The 16,428-nt window shown below is 72.9% G+C and carries 13 protein-coding genes and 3 tRNA genes; 9 read left to right on the top strand and 7 right to left on the bottom strand.

What is annotated here, in order from left to right:
• Window positions 1–76: 76 nt before the first annotated feature.
• From ACFV9M_RS07220 to ACFV9M_RS07195, 6 genes are all read left to right on the top strand, one after another.
• A complete protein-coding gene (locus ACFV9M_RS07220) occupies window positions 77–739 on the top strand; it encodes a GntR family transcriptional regulator (RefSeq protein ID WP_385069431.1) in 663 nt (220 codons plus the stop codon).
• On the top strand, window positions 736–2,049 hold the full coding sequence (locus tag ACFV9M_RS07215) for a nitrate/nitrite transporter (protein WP_385069429.1): 1,314 nt from the start codon (window positions 736–738) through the stop codon (window positions 2,047–2,049). The genes ACFV9M_RS07220 and ACFV9M_RS07215 overlap by 4 nt, the downstream gene beginning before the upstream one ends.
• 91 nt (window positions 2,050–2,140) lie before the next feature.
• Window positions 2,141–2,212, top strand: a tRNA-Glu gene (locus ACFV9M_RS07210).
• 5 nt (window positions 2,213–2,217) lie between these two features.
• A tRNA-Pro gene (locus tag ACFV9M_RS07205) sits at window positions 2,218–2,289 on the top strand.
• A gap of 5 nt (window positions 2,290–2,294) precedes the next feature.
• Window positions 2,295–2,366, top strand: a tRNA-Pro gene (locus ACFV9M_RS07200).
• 3 nt (window positions 2,367–2,369) lie between these two features.
• Window positions 2,370–4,691 carry a hypothetical protein gene (locus tag ACFV9M_RS07195; protein ID WP_385069428.1) on the top strand — a complete coding sequence of 774 codons (2,322 nt, stop codon included), beginning with the start codon at window positions 2,370–2,372 and terminating at the stop codon, window positions 4,689–4,691.
• 97 nt (window positions 4,692–4,788) lie between these two features.
• Here ACFV9M_RS07195 and ACFV9M_RS07190 read toward each other — a convergent pair whose 3' ends face one another.
• Genes ACFV9M_RS07190 through pdhA form a run of 3 tightly spaced genes read right to left on the bottom strand, consistent with a single transcriptional unit; the run spans window position 4,789 to window position 8,567 of the window.
• Window positions 4,789–6,270, bottom strand: coding sequence for a dihydrolipoamide acetyltransferase family protein (locus tag ACFV9M_RS07190; protein ID WP_385069426.1), 1,482 nt, complete (start codon window positions 6,268–6,270; stop codon window positions 4,789–4,791).
• 10 nt (window positions 6,271–6,280) lie between these two features.
• A complete protein-coding gene (locus ACFV9M_RS07185) occupies window positions 6,281–7,273 on the bottom strand; it encodes an alpha-ketoacid dehydrogenase subunit beta (RefSeq protein WP_385069424.1) in 993 nt (330 codons plus the stop codon).
• Window position 7,274: 1 nt separating this feature from the next.
• Window positions 7,275–8,567 carry a pyruvate dehydrogenase (acetyl-transferring) E1 component subunit alpha gene (pdhA, locus tag ACFV9M_RS07180; RefSeq protein WP_385069422.1) on the bottom strand — a complete coding sequence of 431 codons (1,293 nt, stop codon included), beginning with the start codon at window positions 8,565–8,567 and terminating at the stop codon, window positions 7,275–7,277.
• A gap of 523 nt (window positions 8,568–9,090) precedes the next feature.
• Between pdhA and ACFV9M_RS07175 the strand changes: the two genes are divergently transcribed.
• Window positions 9,091–10,095: a phosphotransferase gene (locus tag ACFV9M_RS07175; protein WP_385069421.1), complete on the top strand. Its 1,005-nt coding sequence runs from the start codon at window positions 9,091–9,093 to the stop codon at window positions 10,093–10,095.
• 126 nt (window positions 10,096–10,221) lie between these two features.
• Here ACFV9M_RS07175 and ACFV9M_RS07170 read toward each other — a convergent pair whose 3' ends face one another.
• A complete protein-coding gene (locus tag ACFV9M_RS07170) occupies window positions 10,222–11,835 on the bottom strand; it encodes a protein kinase (protein WP_385069419.1) in 1,614 nt (537 codons plus the stop codon).
• Between the two features lie 345 nt (window positions 11,836–12,180).
• On the opposite strand from ACFV9M_RS07170, the gene ACFV9M_RS07165 reads away from it, so the two are divergent.
• Window positions 12,181–13,824 carry a protein kinase gene (locus tag ACFV9M_RS07165; protein WP_385069492.1) on the top strand — a complete coding sequence of 548 codons (1,644 nt, stop codon included), beginning with the start codon at window positions 12,181–12,183 and terminating at the stop codon, window positions 13,822–13,824.
• 57 nt (window positions 13,825–13,881) lie between these two features.
• Here ACFV9M_RS07165 and ACFV9M_RS07160 read toward each other — a convergent pair whose 3' ends face one another.
• Together ACFV9M_RS07160 and ACFV9M_RS07155 are read right to left on the bottom strand one after the other, a co-directional pair.
• Complete coding sequence (locus ACFV9M_RS07160) at window positions 13,882–14,430, bottom strand: bacterial proteasome activator family protein (RefSeq protein WP_385069418.1); 549 nt, start codon at window positions 14,428–14,430, stop codon at window positions 13,882–13,884.
• 247 nt (window positions 14,431–14,677) lie between these two features.
• Entirely contained in the window at window positions 14,678–14,812 is a 135-nt protein-coding gene (locus tag ACFV9M_RS07155) for a hypothetical protein (protein ID WP_385069416.1), read from the bottom strand.
• A gap of 130 nt (window positions 14,813–14,942) precedes the next feature.
• On the opposite strand from ACFV9M_RS07155, the gene ACFV9M_RS07150 reads away from it, so the two are divergent.
• Window positions 14,943–15,206, top strand: coding sequence for a hypothetical protein (locus ACFV9M_RS07150; RefSeq protein WP_385069414.1), 264 nt, complete (start codon window positions 14,943–14,945; stop codon window positions 15,204–15,206).
• A 50-nt stretch (window positions 15,207–15,256) separates the two neighbouring features.
• Here the strand turns inward: ACFV9M_RS07150 and ACFV9M_RS07145 are convergent, their stop codons facing one another.
• Window positions 15,257–16,237, bottom strand: coding sequence for an NAD(P)H-quinone oxidoreductase (locus ACFV9M_RS07145; protein WP_385069413.1), 981 nt, complete (start codon window positions 16,235–16,237; stop codon window positions 15,257–15,259).
• Window positions 16,238–16,428: the final 191 nt, after the last annotated feature.

Raw genomic sequence — 16,428 nt, 5'->3', positions numbered from 1 at the left:
CCGCCTCGGGGTCCGGCCCGGGTCCGCATGGTGGACGCGGGGCCCCATGCGTACGTGTTGTATCTATCCTGTGGACATGCCATCCGCGCCGCCCGCACCCCTCAAGCAGCCACCCGCCGCCGACCGCGTCTACACCCACGTCAAGCAGGGAGTCCTGGACCGCCGCTACGAGGGCGGCACGCTCCTCACCGAGGGCGAGCTCGCCGAGGCCGTCGGGGTCTCGCGCACGCCGGTGCGCGAGGCGCTGCTGCGCCTGGAGGTGGAAGGGCTGATCAAGCTCTACCCGAAGAAGGGCGCCCTGGTCCTGCCGGTGTCCGCGCAGGAGATCGCGGACGTCGTGGAGACCCGGCTGCTGGTGGAGGAGCACGCGGCGCGCAAGGCCGTCCCCGCGCCGCCGGGGCTCATCGAACGGCTGGAGGAACTGCTCGCGCGGCAGCGGACGCAGGCGGCCGCCGGCGACCTGGCCGGGGCCGCCGTCACCGACCGCAGCTTCCACGCCGAGATCGTCCGCAGCGGCGGCAACGAGATCCTGTCCCGGCTCTACGACCAACTGCGCGACCGGCAGCTGCGGATGGGCGTCGCGGTCCTGCACTCCCACCCCGACCGGATCGCCAAGACCCTCACCGAGCACGCCGAGATCCTGGAGGCGCTGCGCTCCGGCGACGCGGAGGCGGCCGTCGGGATCGTCCACCGGCACGTCGGCTGGTTCTCGCACCTGGCCCGGGGGGAGGTCCGATGAGCCCGGCGAGGCCCCTGGGCAACTCCACCCGTCCGGGTGACCCGCCGGGCGGACGGCGCGCCGTCGCCGTCTGGGGGATCGGCGTCTCCGTCTACTTCGTCGCCGTCATCTTCCGTACGTCCCTGGGAGTGGCCGGCCTGGACGCCGCCGACCGCTTCCAGGTGAACGCCTCCGCGCTGTCCACCTTCTCGATCCTCCAGCTGCTGGTCTACGCGGGCATGCAGATACCGGTCGGTCTGCTCGTCGACCGGCTCGGCACCAAGAAGGTCCTGGGCATCGGCGTCGTGCTCTTCACCGCCGGGCAGCTCGGGTTCGCCCTCTCCCCGACGTACGGCACGGCGCTCGCCTCGCGGGCGCTGCTCGGGTGCGGGGACGCCATGACGTTCATCAGCGTGCTGCGGCTCGGCACCCGCTGGTTCCCGGCGCGGCGCGGGCCGATGGTCGCCCAGTTCGCGGGCCTCGTGGGCATGGCGGGCAACCTCGTGTCCACGCTGGTGCTGGCGCGGCTGCTGCACGGGGTGGGGTGGACCGCCGCGTTCGCGGGCAGCTCGCTCGCCGGGGTCGTCGTCCTGGTGCTGCTGGCGCTGTTCCTGAAGGACCACCCCGAGGGACACGAGCCCGAGCCGTTCCCGCACCAGGGCGCCGCCTACGTGCGGCGGCAGATCGCGGCGTCCTGGCGGGAGCCGGGTACGCGGCTGGGCCTGTGGGTGCACTTCACCACCCAGTTCCCGGCGATGGTGTTCCTGCTGCTGTGGGGGCTGCCGTTCCTCGTCGAGGCCCAGGGGCTCAGCCGGGCCACCGCCGGCGAACTGCTCACGCTCGTCGTCCTGTCCAACATGGCCGTCGGACTCGTGTACGGGCAGGTCGTCGCCCGGCACCACGGGGCGCGCCTGCCGCTCGCGCTCGGCACCGTCGGGGCGACCGCGCTGCTGTGGGCGGCCACGCTGGCCTACCCGGACGACCACGCGCCGATGTGGCTGCTGGTGGTGCTCTGCGTGGTGCTCGGGGCCTGCGGGCCCGCCTCGATGATCGGGTTCGACTTCTCCCGGCCGGCCAATCCGCCCGAGCGGCAGGGCACCGCGTCCGGGATCACCAACATGGGCGGGTTCGTCGCCTCCATGACGACCCTCTTCGCGATCGGCGTCCTGCTGGACGCCACCGGGAACGACTACCGGGCCGCCTTCTCCGCGGTGTTCGTGCTCCAGGCCCTCGGGGTGAGCCAGATCCTGCGGCTGCGCAGGCGGGCGGCCCGGCGGGAGCGGGAGCGGCTGGTCGCCAGCCGGGTGTCGACCGTGCACGTGCCCGCGTAGCCACGGCCTGGTCCCGGTCCCGGGGCGGAACGGGCGCCGTCGGAAAATCCGGTTGTCCGACCGCCGCTCCGGGACCTACCGTCGACGGCATCGACGTGTAGCTCAGCAGCGGAGCACCGGGCTTTCCACCCGGAGGGCGCGGGGGCGGCACCCGCCACGTCGGCTGATCGACGTGTGGCTCAGCAGCGGAGCACCGGGCTCGGGACCCGGAGGGCACGGGGGCGGAACCCGTCACGTCGGCTCGACGACGTGTAGCTCAGCAGCGGAGCACCGGGCTCGGGACCCGGAGGGCACGGGGGCGGAACCCGTCACGTCGGCTTATGGACAACGACGCTGACCAGCAGCACCTCGTAGAGGCGAACCCGGGCTACGCGTCCGGCCAACTGGCCAAGGCGCTCAGGACCGCACACACCCACCAGGACCCCGACACCCGCCACCGGGCCCAGGAGAAGGTCCGTTCCTGGCGGGCCGTCCTCGCCGGCATGGCGAACGGACTGCTCTCCGTCGGCTCGCGCACCCCGGTCGCCGGACTGCCCGCCTGGGTGACACCGCAGGTCGTCCGCGGCGGCTTCGCCACCGGCGAGGCCGCGGCCGGCGGCCCCCTGCGCCCGTACGAGACCGAGGTCGCGCGGCAGGCGGGCATCCCGGCGCAGCGGCGGGCCCTCTTCGCGTACTGGCTCTCCGAGGACGGACTGCGCCGCCTGTACGACCTGCTGGACAGCGGCCGCTACGAGGTGACCGTCCCCGAGGAGGCCGCCCTGCTCACCGTCGCCTGGCTCGCCCGGGCCGGGGAGACGGACGCCGCCCTGGACCTCGTCGAGGAACTGGTCCCCTTCGCGGACCGGCTGCGCTTCACCCCCGCCCCCGCCGACCGCCCCGCGCCCGACGCCACCGCGGTGCACCGCCGGACCGTCGGCGACGCCCGGCACGCCCTGGGCCGGCGCCGGCCCGGCGAGGCCGTGGAGACACAGCGGGAGGCGCTGGCCGTCTGGCAGCCGTTCGGGGACGAACTGCTCGCCCACTGGCTGGAGACGGCCGAGGACGGCCAGGTCCTGGCGCGCACACCCGACGACGCCTGGCACGAGCGAGGCGCCGCGCTGCTGCGCCGCTACCGCGACCTCGCCCGCCGGCACACCCGCTGCACCAAGCACCTCCACCCCAAGCAGAACCTCGCCATCCTGCGGGGCGCGCTGGAGGAGAGCGTCGCCGGACGCCCGCTGGACGCGCGCCGGCTCGGGCTGCTGCGGCACGCGGTCACCTCCATGGTGCGGCGGCGCGGCCTGCCCGGCTCCCCCGCGCTGACGGCGCTGCGCCGGGAGCAGGCCGCACAGGCGGCGCTGCCCTCGCACCACGCGCTGGCCCAGCTGGTGCTGCGCCGGCTGTCCGGACTGCCGCCGGAGGAGGGCATCGCCGAGGTCGGGCCGCTCGTCGCCGCGGTGAGCGAGGAGGAGGCCCGGGAGACGGGACTGCCCGCGGGTGCGGCGATCCCGCCCGCCCTGCGCCGGCCCGTCGAGACCGCGCTGAGCGCGCCGCTGGGCACGCTGGTGGAGCGCGGTGTGGTGCCGTCGGCGGAAGTGCTCGCCGAACTGGTCCCGCAGCTCGTCGCCGCGACGACCGCGCAGGCCTACCCCGAGGAGTCGCTGCGCACCCTGGCCGCCGCCCACTACCGCGCCTTCCGCAACCGCCGGTCGCTGCTGCTGCTCGACCTGGAGCGGCAGGTGCGGGTGGAGGAGCTGCCGTGGGTGAGGGCCGTGGCCGGGCGGCGTGCCGGCAGCGAGGCGGACGAGGTGTCCGCCCTCGCGCTGCGGCAGCTCGGCGAGCTGGCCGTGCAGGCCTTCCCGGGCACGATCCTGCCCAACCCGCTCGTCCGCGAACTGTCCGTCCTCGCCCGCCAGGCCGACCTCGGCGCTCCGCTGGTCGAGGAGCTGGCCGCCGACATCTTCATGGGCACGTTCACCCCGAAGTTCCTCGTCGCGGCCCGCATCGCCGCGGAACTCCTCGGGGGCGGCTCGCTCTACGAGCGCTACTACGCCATCGACTACCGCGCCGTGCGCAACCTGGCGATCACCGAGGCCGCCGAGGCCCAGCTCCGGACGGTCCGGCCCCGGACCTCGCCCCGGTTCGCACAGCTGTGCGCCGAACGGGCCGGGGCCTCCTCGACCCGCTCGCGGTGGGGGTCCGGATCGGTGGCGGCGAACGGCACGGTGATCGAGCAGGCGCAGATCCTCACCACGCACAACCTCGCCACCCTGGTCCACCGGGTCGGCATCGCGCCGGCCACGGGCTGGGAGGACCTGGCCCTCCGCGGCTTCGACACCGTCTGCCGCCTGACCGCCCGCGTCCACGGCAACCCGCGCCCACTCGCCACGATCAAGGACGCGGCCTACGCCTGGCGCCAGATGCTGTTCCACCTGTCCCTGTGCACCCCGCGGGAGCAGGCCCGCACCCTGGACCGGCTGACCGAGGAGGCCACCCGCCACCCCGGCCATGTCACGACCCGGCTGGCCCCCGCCCTGACCGGTCTGCGCCAGACCGCCGAGGGCGGCTCGGCGGACGAGGGCCAAGGCCGACGCCTGCTGGGCTGGACCACCGGCGGCCACTGGATGCGGGAGGAGACGCAGGGGGCCACCGCCGCCCGTTGAGACGGGCATGCGGTGGGTCGTCCCCACCGGTGGGACGACCCCGCCCGAGGAGCCGCGGCTCCCCGCGCTCCCCGCGCTCACCGGGACTCACCGGGACTCAGCCCCAGGTGATCAGCTTCTTCGGCTGCTCCAGGATCGCCGCCACGTCCGCCAGCACCTTGGAGCCCAGCTCGCCGTCGACCAGGCGGTGGTCGAAGCTCAGCGCGAGCGTGGTCACCTGACGCGGCTTCACCTTGCCCTTGTGCACCCACGGCTGGAGCTTGATCGCGCCGATGGCGAGGATCGCGGACTCGCCGGGGTTGAGGATCGGCGTGCCGGTGTCGACGCCGAAGACGCCGACGTTGGTGATGGTGACCGTGCCGCCCTGCATGGCCGCCGGGGGTGTTCTCCCCTCGCGCGCCGTCGCCACCAGCTCGCCCAGCGCCTCCGCGAGCTGGGGCAGCGTCTTGTCGTGGGCGTCCTTGATGTTCGGCACGATCAGACCGCGCGGGGTCGCGGCCGCGATGCCCAGGTTGACGTAGTGCTTGCGCACGATCTCCTGGTTGGCCTCGTCCCAGGACGCGTTGATGTCCGGGTTCCGCCTGAGGGCGACCAGCAGGGCCTTGGCGACGAGCAGCAGCGGATTGACCCGCAGGCCCTGCATGTCCTTGTCCTGCTTGAGCTCCTCGACGAGCTTCAGCGTGCGGGTGACGTCGACCGTCACGAACTCCGTGACGTGCGGCGCCGTGAACGCCGACCCCACCATGGCCTGCGCGGTCGCCTTGCGCACGCCCTTGACGGGGACGCGGGTCTCGCGGGCCGCGTCGTACGAGACCACCGGGGCCGGAGCGGGCGCGGGGGCGGCCGCCGGGGCGGGCTGCGGCGCCTCCGGCCACGCGGGCGCGGGCGTCTGCGCCGGGGCCGCCGCCGCGTGGACGTCCTCGCGCGTGATGATGCCGTCCGGACCGGACGGGACCACCGCCGCGAGGTCCACACCCAGGTCCTTGGCAAGCTTCCGCACGGGCGGCTTGGCCAGCGGGCGGGCCTTGCCGACGGGGGCGGCGGACGGGGCGGGGGCCGGAGCGGGGGCCAGAGCGGGGGCCGGGGCGGCGGGCTCCGCCGGGCCGTGGCCGTTCAGTTCGGCCTGGACGGCGGCGGCCGCCGGTTCCTGGGCGGGGACCTCCGCGGCCTTGCGCGGACGGCGCTTGGTGGAGGAGGCGGCCACGCCGTATCCCACGAGGACCGGCTGGCGGCCGGAACCCTCCGCCTCGGGCACGGCGGGCTCCCCCGCCGCTGCCGGGGCGGTGGCCTGCGCCGGAGCCGCAGGCGGCGCCTCGCCGCCCGCCACGTCCACCGCGATGATCACCGTGCCCACGTCCACCGTGGTGCCCTCGGGGAAGTGGAGCGCGCGGACCACGCCGTCGTAGGGGATGGGCAGCTCGACGGCTGCCTTGGCCGTCTCGACCTCGCACACCACCTGGCCGTCCGTCACCGTGTCCCCGGGCTGGACGTACCACTTGAGGATCTCGGCCTCGGTGAGCCCCTCGCCCACGTCGGGCATCCTGAACTCGCGAACGGACGCTTCCGTCATCGTCGTCACGACCCTCTCCTCAGTACGCCAGGGCACGGTCGACGGCGTCGAGCACCCGGTCCAGGCCCGGCAGGTACTCCTCCTCCAGACGCGCCGGCGGGTACGGGACGTGGTAGCCGCCGACCCGGAGCACGGGAGCCTCCAGGTGGTAGAAGCAGCGCTCCGTGATCCGGGCGGCGATCTCCGCGCCCGAGCCGAAGAACACCGGCGCCTCGTGGACCACGACCAGGCGGCGGGTCTTCTCCACGGATGCCTGGATGGAGTCGAAGTCGAGGGGGGAGACCGAACGCAGGTCCAGGACCTCCAGGCTCTTGCCCTCCTCGGCGGCCGCGTCGGCGGCCTCCCGGCAGACCTTCACCATCGGGCCGTAGGCGACGAGGGTCACGTCGCTGCCCTCGCGGACGACCTGCGCCTTGTGCAGCGGGCCGGGGATGGCCTCGGTGTTGACCTCGCCCTTGTCCCAGTAGCGCCGCTTGGGCTCGAAGAAGATCACCGGGTCGTCGCTCTGGATGGCCTGCTGCATCATCCAGTAGGCGTCCCCGGCGTTCGACGGGGAGACCACCTTCAGGCCCGCCACGTGCGCGAAGAGCGCCTCGGGAGACTCCGAGTGGTGCTCGACGGCGCCGATGCCACCGCCGTAGGGGATGCGGACGACGACGGGGAGCTTGACCTTGCCCAGCGAACGGGCGTGCATCTTCGCGAGCTGGGTGACGATCTGGTCGTAGGCCGGGAAGACGAAGCCGTCGAACTGGATCTCCACCACCGGGCGGTAGCCGCGCAGGGCCAGGCCGATGGCGGTGCCCACGATGCCGGACTCGGCGAGCGGGGTGTCGATGACCCGGCTCTCGCCGAAGTCCTTCTGCAGGCCGTCCGTCACCCGGAACACGCCGCCGAGCTTGCCGACGTCCTCGCCCATGACGAGGACCTTGGGGTCGGAATCCAGCGCGTGCCGCAGCGACTCGTTGATCGCCTTCGCCAGAGCCATGGTCGTGCTGGTCGCAGTGCCGGCCATCTCAGTTGCCCCCCTCACCCGCGGCGACGCCGCTGTCGGACTCCGTCTCGAACGACGCCTGGTAGGCGGCGAACCGGGCCCGCTCCTCGTCGACGAGCGCGTGCCCGTCCGCGTACGCGTTCTCGAAGATGGCGAAGTGGTCCGGGTCCGGCATGGCACGGACCGCTTCGCGCACTCGTCTGCCCAACGCCTCGCTCTCGGCCTCGAGTTCCGCGAAGAATCCCTCGTCCGTGTGGTTTGAGGCCTCCAGGTACCGGCGCAGGCGCAGGATCGGGTCCTTGGCCTCCCAGGCGACCCGCTCGTCGTCGTGCCGGTAACGGGTGGGGTCGTCGGAGGTGGTGTGGGCGCCCATCCGGTACGTGTACGCCTCGACGAGGGTCGGCCCCTCGCCGCGGCGGGCCCGCTCCAGGGCCCACTTGGTGACCGCGAGGCAGGCGAGGACGTCGTTGCCGTCGACGCGGACGCCCGGGAAGCCGTAGCCCTGCGCGCGCTGGTAGAGCGGGACGCGGGTCTGCTTCTCGGTCGGCTCGGAGATCGCCCACTGGTTGTTCTGGCAGAAGAACACCACCGGCGCGTTGTAGACGGCGGAGAAGGTGAACGATTCGGCGACATCGCCCTGGCTGGAGGCGCCGTCGCCGAAGTAGGCGAGGACCGCGCTGTCCGCGCCGTCCTTGGCGATGCCCATCGCGTAGCCGGTGGCGTGCAGCGTCTGGGCGCCGATGACGATCGTGTACAGGTGGAAGTTGTTCCCGTTGGGGTCCCAGCCGCCGTTGTTGACGCCGCGGAACATGCCCAGCAGGTTGGCCGGGTCGACACCGCGGCACCAGGCGACGCCGTGCTCGCGGTAGGTCGGGAAGACGTAATCGTCGTCGCGCAGGGCGCGGCCGGAGCCGATCTGGGCGGCCTCCTGGCCGAGCAGCGAGGCCCACAGGCCCAGCTCGCCCTGGCGCTGGAGGGAGGTGGCCTCGGCGTCGAAGCGGCGGGTGAGCACCATGTCGCGGTACAGGCCGCGCAGCTCGTCGGGGGTGATGTCGGCGACGTACGGGTCGTACTCCGCGTCCTTCACGCGCTTGCCCTCGGGCGTGAGCAGTTGGACGAGCTCGGGCTCGCCGCCCTTCTTGGCGGTGGCGCCGGCGGTACGGGCGGCGCGTGCCCCGCCGGCGGTGCGCTTGCCGCCGGTCGCCTTGGCCGCGGCGGCGCGGGTGGTGCCGGTCGCCGTCTCGGTGCCGGTGGCGCCGGCCTTGCCTCCGGCGCTGCGTCGCGGCTTGCGCGCGGCAGTGCTCTCCACGGTCACGTGTGCTCCTCCGTCGGTCCGGCCCCCGGGGTTGCCGGGAACCAGTACGGCTCACCTGTTTCCGACACCCGCGCACGGGGTGGGTGCCACTCGGCCGGAACAGGCGTGACAGGTGCCCCGGCGAGCGCCCTGCAAGATGCACGTTACCCAGTACGCCACATATCTGTGAAACCCCGCCTGACCTGCGTTTTTGCTTGGATTTCCAAGTAAAATCGGCAAAGTCGGGAAGGATCCTGGTCACAGCCTTGCAGGAGGCCGGAGCAACGGCACGTTATCCCGTCGGCCTCGGCAACGGGAAGAGCACGGATAGACCAGCGCACCAACCCGCCGAAAAGGGCGAAGCACCCCATACCCACACACCGGCCTCCGGCCCGAGGGATCGCTTCCCGCCCGGTGCTCACCTCAGGGCGACCATCGGGGACCACTTGTGACATCTGGTGACTGTGTGTGACAACACCCAGCTCACAGCGCCGAACAGTGCCCTAGCATCGGGCGCGTGCCGCGCTCCTGTGTACCACCCCTGATGCCCCACGCGCCCCCTCTGGGCGCCCTGCTCCGCCAGTACGCCGCCGGCTCCCCCCTCGACTGCGCCCCCGTCGACCAGGGGCTGCTGAACCGCGGCTACCGGCTGCGCACGACCCGCGGCCGCTACTTCCTCAAGCACCACTTCGACCCGGACACCGCCGACGAGGCCTCGATCGTCCGCCAGCACCGGGCCACCCAGCGCCTGGCCGACCTGGGCGTCCCCGTGGCGCCCCCGCTGCCCGGCCGCGACGGGCGCACGGTCGCCGTCGTCGGCGGCCACGCCTACGCCCTGCACCCGTGGATCGACGGCCGCCACCGCCACGGCGCCCAGCTCACCCCCGGGGAGTGCGCCCGTCTGGGGGCCCTGCTGGGGGTCGTGCACGCGAGCCTGGACCGGGTGATGCCGGCGCACCCGCGGGCCCGCGCCGCACGCCCCGAGAGCGTCGCCCCCGCCGACACCTTCGCCGTGATCGACGACCTCCTCGCGCGCGTGCGCCGGCACCGCCCCGCCGACACCTTCGACGAACTGGCCCGCCACCGGCTCCTGGAACGGCGCGCCCTGCTGGAGCGGAACGCGGACCGCCGTCCCCGGCGCGGCGGCCCGGCCGGCTGGGTGCACGGGGACTTCCACCCGTTCAACCTGCTCTACCGCGACGACGCCCCCGCCGCCATCGTCGACTGGGACCGGCTCGGCGTGCAGCCGCGCGCCGAGGAGGCCGTACGCGCCGCCGCGATCTTCTTCGTCCTGCCCGGCGGCACCCTCGACCTGCCCAAGGCGCGGGCGTACGCGCGCGCGTACCGGCGCGCCGCCGGGGCCACCCCCTCGGAGCTCGCGGCGGCCGTGCACCGCGTGTGGTGGGAGCGCCTCAACGACTTCTGGATGCTGCGCTGGCACTACGAGCGCGGCGACACCCGCGCCGACTCCCAGTTCCCGGCGGCGTCCGCCCTCGCGGTGTGGTGGACGCGGGAGTACGACGCGGTGTGCGACGCCTTCACGCTCTGATTCACGCTCCGACCCCGGCGCGTGGCCGCCACGTCGGGGCGGTCCACGAAGACGACGACGCGCGCGTGGGGAGCCCGGTCGGGCCCCACGCGCGCGTGCGTGCGACGGCGTGGACGGAAAAGGGGGTCAGCCGCCGAGGTTGCCGAGGCTGGTCGTGCCCTGGTCGGTGCCGCTCGAGGTGCCCGTCGTGGTACCGGCGTCCTCGCCGGTACCGCCGTCCTCGGTGCCCGAGTCGCTCGACTCGGTGTCGGTCGGCTCCTCCGACGGCTGCGTCTCCGACGGCTCCTCCGACGGCTGCTCGGTCACCTCGCTGCTGTAGCTCGGCGAGGGCGTGTACGACGGTGTGTACGACGGCGTGTACTCCGAACCGTAGTTCGAGCCGGAGCTGCCCTCCGTCGTCTCCTCCTCCGTCGACTCGTCGGTCGGCGAGTCGCTCGGGGACGCGCTGCTCTGGTCCTCCGTCGCGGACTGCGTGACGGTCGGGGACTCCGTGGTCTCCGACCCTCCGCCGCCGTCCGAACCGCTGTTGTTCAGCGCGAGGGCGACACCGGCCGCGATGGCGATCACCGCGAGGACGGCGAGCACCCACAGCTTGCCGCGGCCGCTGCCCTGGTTGCCGTGCCCCTCGAACCCGCCGTCGTCGCCGCCTCCGTAGCCCGAGGGCAGGATCGGCTGGGGGATCTGCGAGGTGCTGGAGCCGTCGGCGCCGTGCGGCATCGCCGTGGTGCCCGCGAACCCGGCCGCGGCGGCGGCCCCGCCGGCGGCCGCGTCGACCGGCCCGGTGTTCCAGGTGCCGGTGTGGCCGCCCTGGTCGTACAGCATCTGCAGGGCGTACTGGACCAGGCCGCGCATCTCCTCCGCGGTCTGGAAGCGGTCGTCGGGCTCCTTGGCGAGGGAGCGCATGACGAGACCGTCGAGTTCGGGCGGGCAGGCGCCCTCCGAGGTGCGCGACGGCGGCACCGGGATGTCCTGGACGTGCTGGTAGACCACCGACAGCGGGGTCTCGCCGGTGAACGGCGGCCGCAGCGCGAGCAGTTCGTACAGCAGGCAGCCCGTGGCGTACAGGTCGGAGCGGTGGTCGACGGCCTTGCCGAGGGCCTGCTCCGGGGAGAGGTACTGCGGGGTGCCCATGACCATGCCGGTCTGCGTCATCGTCGTGGACGCGCCGTGCAGCGCGCGGGCGATGCCGAAGTCCATCACCTTCACCGCGCCGCTGTCCGTGATGATGACATTCGCCGGCTTGATGTCGCGGTGGACGATGCCGTGCTGGTGCGAGTAGGCCAGCGCCTCCAGCACCCCGGAGACGATGATCAGCGCCTGCTCGGGCCCCGGCGCCTCGGCGTTGAGCAGCAGATCACGGATCGTCCGCCCCTCGACCAGCTCCATGACGATGTACGGCACGCTCTGGCCGCCCACGAAGTCCTCGCCGGAGTCGTACACGGCGACGATCGCGTGGTGGTTGAGGCCGGCCACCGACTGGGCCTCGCGGGTGAACCGGGCCTTGGACACGGGGTCCTCGGCCAGATCGGCGCGCAGCAGCTTGACGGCCACGGTGCGCCCGAGGCGCACGTCCTCGGCGGCGAACACCTCCGCCATGCCGCCTCTGCCGAGCCGGTGGGTCAGCCGGTACCGGCCGTCCCCTACAAGCCCGCCGTTACCCCACAGCTCCGGCGCATCTGACATACCGCCGCCAGTCGCCTCGGGGTCGGACGGGCCCTGAGCGCGCTGCTGCTGTGCCATCAGTCCTCGCCGTCGTTTCTGCCCGCGGTGCGCGCGGTGTTGTCACGGTCTCCGTCGGCCACGCTACAGCCTCCGCGCAAGCCGCCGGTCCGGTATGAGCGCGGGTACAGGTCGGAGACGGACCGGCCATCAAACCCGCACTCCGTGCCGGCGTGCAAATTCTGTGTACCGGCGGTACGGCGCCTGTAACGCTTCCGCGACGCTTCTTTCGCGTACGGTCACGGAACGGGCACCGCGCTTGACGTGTCAGTGCCCTGGGGCAGACTTGGCCGGGAATAACACTTTCGATCAATGGCGAGCCACAGCAAGCGGCAGGTGCCCGACGCCTTACGGGGGACGCAGAAGATGAGCCAGGACGGCGCGCAGGGCCGGTATGCGGGGCGGGCGCTCGCCGGCGGCCGCTATCAGCTGCGCGACTTGCTCGGCGAGGGCGGCATGGCCTCCGTCCACCTCGCCTACGACTCGGTGCTCGACCGGCAGGTCGCGGTCAAGACACTCCACACCGAACTCGGCCGCGAGCAGGCTTTCCGCGAGCGCTTCCGCCGTGAGGCCCAGGCCGTGGCGAAGCTCACGCACACCAATATCGTCTCGGTCTTCGACACGGGCGAGGACGACGTGGACGGCATGACGACGCCGTACATCGTCATGGAGTACATCGAGGGCCGCCCACTCGGATCGGTGCTCGACGAGGACGTGCGGCAGCAGGGCGCGATGCCCGCCGACAAGGCGCTGAAGATCACCGCGGACGTGCTGGCGGCGCTGGAGATCAGCCACGAGATGGGGCTGGTCCACCGTGACATCAAGCCCGGCAACGTGATGATGACCAAGCGCGGTGTCGTCAAGGTGATGGACTTCGGCATCGCGCGCGCGATGCAGTCCGGCGTCACCTCGATGACGCAGACCGGCATGGTCGTCGGCACCCCGCAGTACCTCTCGCCCGAGCAGGCCCTGGGCCGGGCCGTGGACGCCCGCTCCGACCTGTACTCGGTCGGCATCATGCTGTTCCAACTGGTCACCGGCCGGCTTCCGTTCGACGCGGACTCGCCGCTGGCGATCGCGTACGCGCACGTGCAGGAGGAGCCGGTGGCTCCTTCCTCCGTCAACCGCGCGCTGCCGCCGGCCGTGGACGCGCTCGTCGCCCGCGCGCTGAAGAAGAACCCGAACGAGCGCTTCCCCACCGCCGTGGCCATGCGCGACGAGTGCCTGCGCGTCGCGGCCTCCTTCCAGGCCGCCCCGCCGAGCATCGTCCCCGGCGCCCAGACGTCGAGCGGCGCGGGCGTCGGCTCCGCGGTCTTCCCGCCGGTCGGCAACGGCACCCAGGGCCCCACCGGCAACGTGCAGACGCCGTACCAGCCGGCACCGAACAACCCGTACGGCACCCCGGCGCCCTCGACGCCCGCCCAGTCCTACGGCTATCCGCAGCAGGGCGGCTACCAGACGCCCGCCCCGTCCTACGGTCACCAGCAGGCGCCGCACACCCCGCCCGCCTACAACCTCACCCCGCAGCCGTCGACGGCCGTGGGCCCCGGCGGGGGACGGGCGAGCAGCAAGCCGGTGGTCATCGGCTCGACCGTCGTCGCCGTCGTGGCCGTCGGCGCCCTGCTCGGCACCCTCATGGCGAACGGCGACAGCGAGGACGACAAGGGCGGTTCCGGCGGAGCCAGTTCCAGCGCCACCGCCACGAAGGCGGCCGGCTACCGCGGCCCGGACACCTCGAAGACGATCGACTCGGCCAAGTGCTCCGAGCCGGACGAGTCGTACAACGACCCGGACAAGATCCGCGTCCCGAACTTCCAGTTCAAGTACATCAAGTCGGTCAAGGAGTGCTTCCAGGCGGCCGGCTGGACGATGACGATCAAGGACTACGACGAGAACACGTACGGCGAGGGCGCGGTCATGGACCAGTTCCCGTCCGCCGGGACCGACGTCGACCCCGAGGACATGCCGGAGATCGAGCTGAGCGTGTCGACGGGCAACCCGTCGTCCTGACGGACGAACCGGCACACGAAGGGCCCGGCGCCGGTCGCCGGGCCCTTCGCACGGGGTCTACAGGTACGGTCCGCCCGAGCGGCCGCCCGCGCGCGGGTCGTCGATGCCCTCCTGGCCTCCCACACCCGGCGGCAGCGCGCGGCGCATCTGCTCCAGTTGGGCGCGCGCGGCCATCTGCTGGGCGAACAGGGTGGTCTGGATGCCGTGGAACAGGCCCTCCAGCCAGCCGACCAACTGGGCCTGCGCGATCCGCAACTCCGCGTCGCTCGGTGTCGCGTCCTCGTTGAACGGCAGGGAGAGCCGCTCCAACTCCTCGACGAGCTCCGGCGCCAGACCGTCCTCCAGTTCCTTCACCGAGCTGGAATGGATCTCCTTCAGCCGGGCCCGGCTCGCCTCGTCCAGCGGAGCCGCCCGCACCTCCTCCAGCAACTGCTTGATCATGCTGCCGATCCGCATGACCTTCGCGGGCTGCTCGACCTGTTCCGTCACCGGGGTCTCACGGGAGTCCTCGTCCGCGTCGACGCCACCGAGTGCCAATCCGTCCTGGCCCACGACCAGGATCCGCTGGGCGTTCTCCGGCGACCTTTCGTTCCTCGGCATCTCCATGCCGCCATTCTCTCGCACGTGTACACCTCATCACCGTGCTGCCCCCCGGGAAAGGTGATCCACCGTTTCCGTTCGGAGCAGTCCGTGATGCGGCGAATGACCCCGAATGCCAGGCTTGTCGCTACTTCGTCTCTGTCGGCTGACACCAGGAGGGGGTCACGAGCGTGACTCCATGGCGGTGGGCATTGTGCGGGCTGACGGTGAGCCTGGCGCTGGCGGCCGGGCTGCCGTACGGGGGTGCCTTGTCTTATGGGGGGGCCTCGTCGTACGAGGGCGCCTCGTCGTTCGGGGGTGAGTCGTTCTCCGGGCGCGGGTCGTCGTACGTGGCCGGCCCGCCGTACGGCAGTGTCGCGCCGTACGCCGCCGTGCCGACGTCGTCCACGTCCCCGTCCGTCTCCGCGTCCCCGGTCGGGCCCGACCGGGCCGGAAGCCGGGCCGGGGAGGGACGCATCCGTCCGGGGAGGACGGCGGACGCGGACAGGGACGGGGAAGGGGACGTGTATGAAGGGGACGTGTACGAGGACGACGACGTGGAGGCGTACGAGGAGCCGGACGTCGGGGAGGACCCGGCCGAGGAGGATCAGCCCGAGGAGGACCCGGCCGAGGAGGATCAGCCCGAGGCCGGGCTCGTCCCCAGCGCGTCGCCGCGGGCGGTCACCCAGCAGGAACGGCCCGTCGGGCACGCCCTGCGGATGCTGCCCCTCGGCAGCGGCCTGATCCTCATCGGCCTCGGTCTCGGCCTCGCCTTCCTCGGACTGCGGCTGCGCCGCGGGTAGGCCGAATGGGCCTATGGAGACGGCGACGCCCCCTGGGCTGTGCGGTGCCGTCAGGCGGTGACCAGCAGCACCTTGCCGACGTGGCCGCTCTCCTCGACGATGCGGTGGGCGGTGGCCGCGTCCCGCATCGGGACCTCGCGGTCGACGACGGGGCGGACGTGACCGGCGGCCAGCAGCGGCCAGACATGCTCGCGCACCGCCGCGACGATCGTCGCCTTCTCCCCGAGCGGGCGGGCCCGCAGCGAGGTCGCGCTGATCGCGGCGCGCTTGGCGAGAAGCGCGCCGATGTTCAGCTCGCCCTTCACACCGCCCTGCATGCCGATGATCGCGAGGCGGCCGTTGACGGCCAGGCTCTGGACGTTGCGCTCCAGGTACTTCGCGCCCATGTTGTCGAGGATGACGTCGGCCCCGGCACCGTCCGTGGCCTTCTTGATCTCGGCCACGAAGTCCTGCTCCCGGTAGTTGACCAGGATGTCCGCGCCCAGCTCGGCACACCGCCGCAGCTTCTCCTCGCTGCCCGCGGTGACGGCGACCCTGGCGCCGACGGACTTGGCCAGCTGGATGGCCATGGTGCCGATCCCGCTGGAGCCGCCGTGCACCAGCAGCGTCTCACCGGGGCGCAGGTGGGCGACCATGAAGACGTTCGACCAGACCGTGCACGTCACCTCGGGGAGCGCGGCGGCCTGCCGGAGGTCGACCCCCTCGGGCACCGGCAGCAGCTGCCCGGCCGGGACGACGACCTTCTCCGCGTATCCGCCGCCCGCGAGCAGTGCGCACACCTCGTCGCCGACGGCCCAGCCGCTGACTCCGGCGCCGACCTCGGCGATGCGCCCCGAGCACTCAAGGCCGGGGTAGGGCGACGCGCCCGGCGGCGGGTCGTAGAAACCCTGCCGTTGCATGATGTCGGCGCGGTTGACGGCGCCGGCCACCACCTCGACCAGGACCTCGCCCTCGCCGGGTACGGGATCGGGGACCTCGTCCCACACCAGCGCCTCGGGACCACCAGGTTCGGAAATCGTGATCGCATGCATGAGAGGGACGCTACTCCTGCGGCCCCGGCGGGAGCCGCAGCGGCCGTCACTCCCGCGTCTCCGCAGGAGCCGAGTCGGCCGTCTCCCTACGTCCCCGGCAGGAGCCGTGCCGGCCGTTCTCCCTGCGTCTGCGGGCGGACCCGTATCGGCCGTTCTCCCTGCGTCTGCGGGCGGACCCGTATCGGTCATGG

The organism is Streptomyces sp. NPDC059895 (assembly GCF_042731035.1).
Lineage (GTDB): Bacteria > Actinomycetota > Actinomycetes > Streptomycetales > Streptomycetaceae > Streptomyces.
This window is presented reverse-complemented; position numbering and strand designations above follow the sequence as displayed.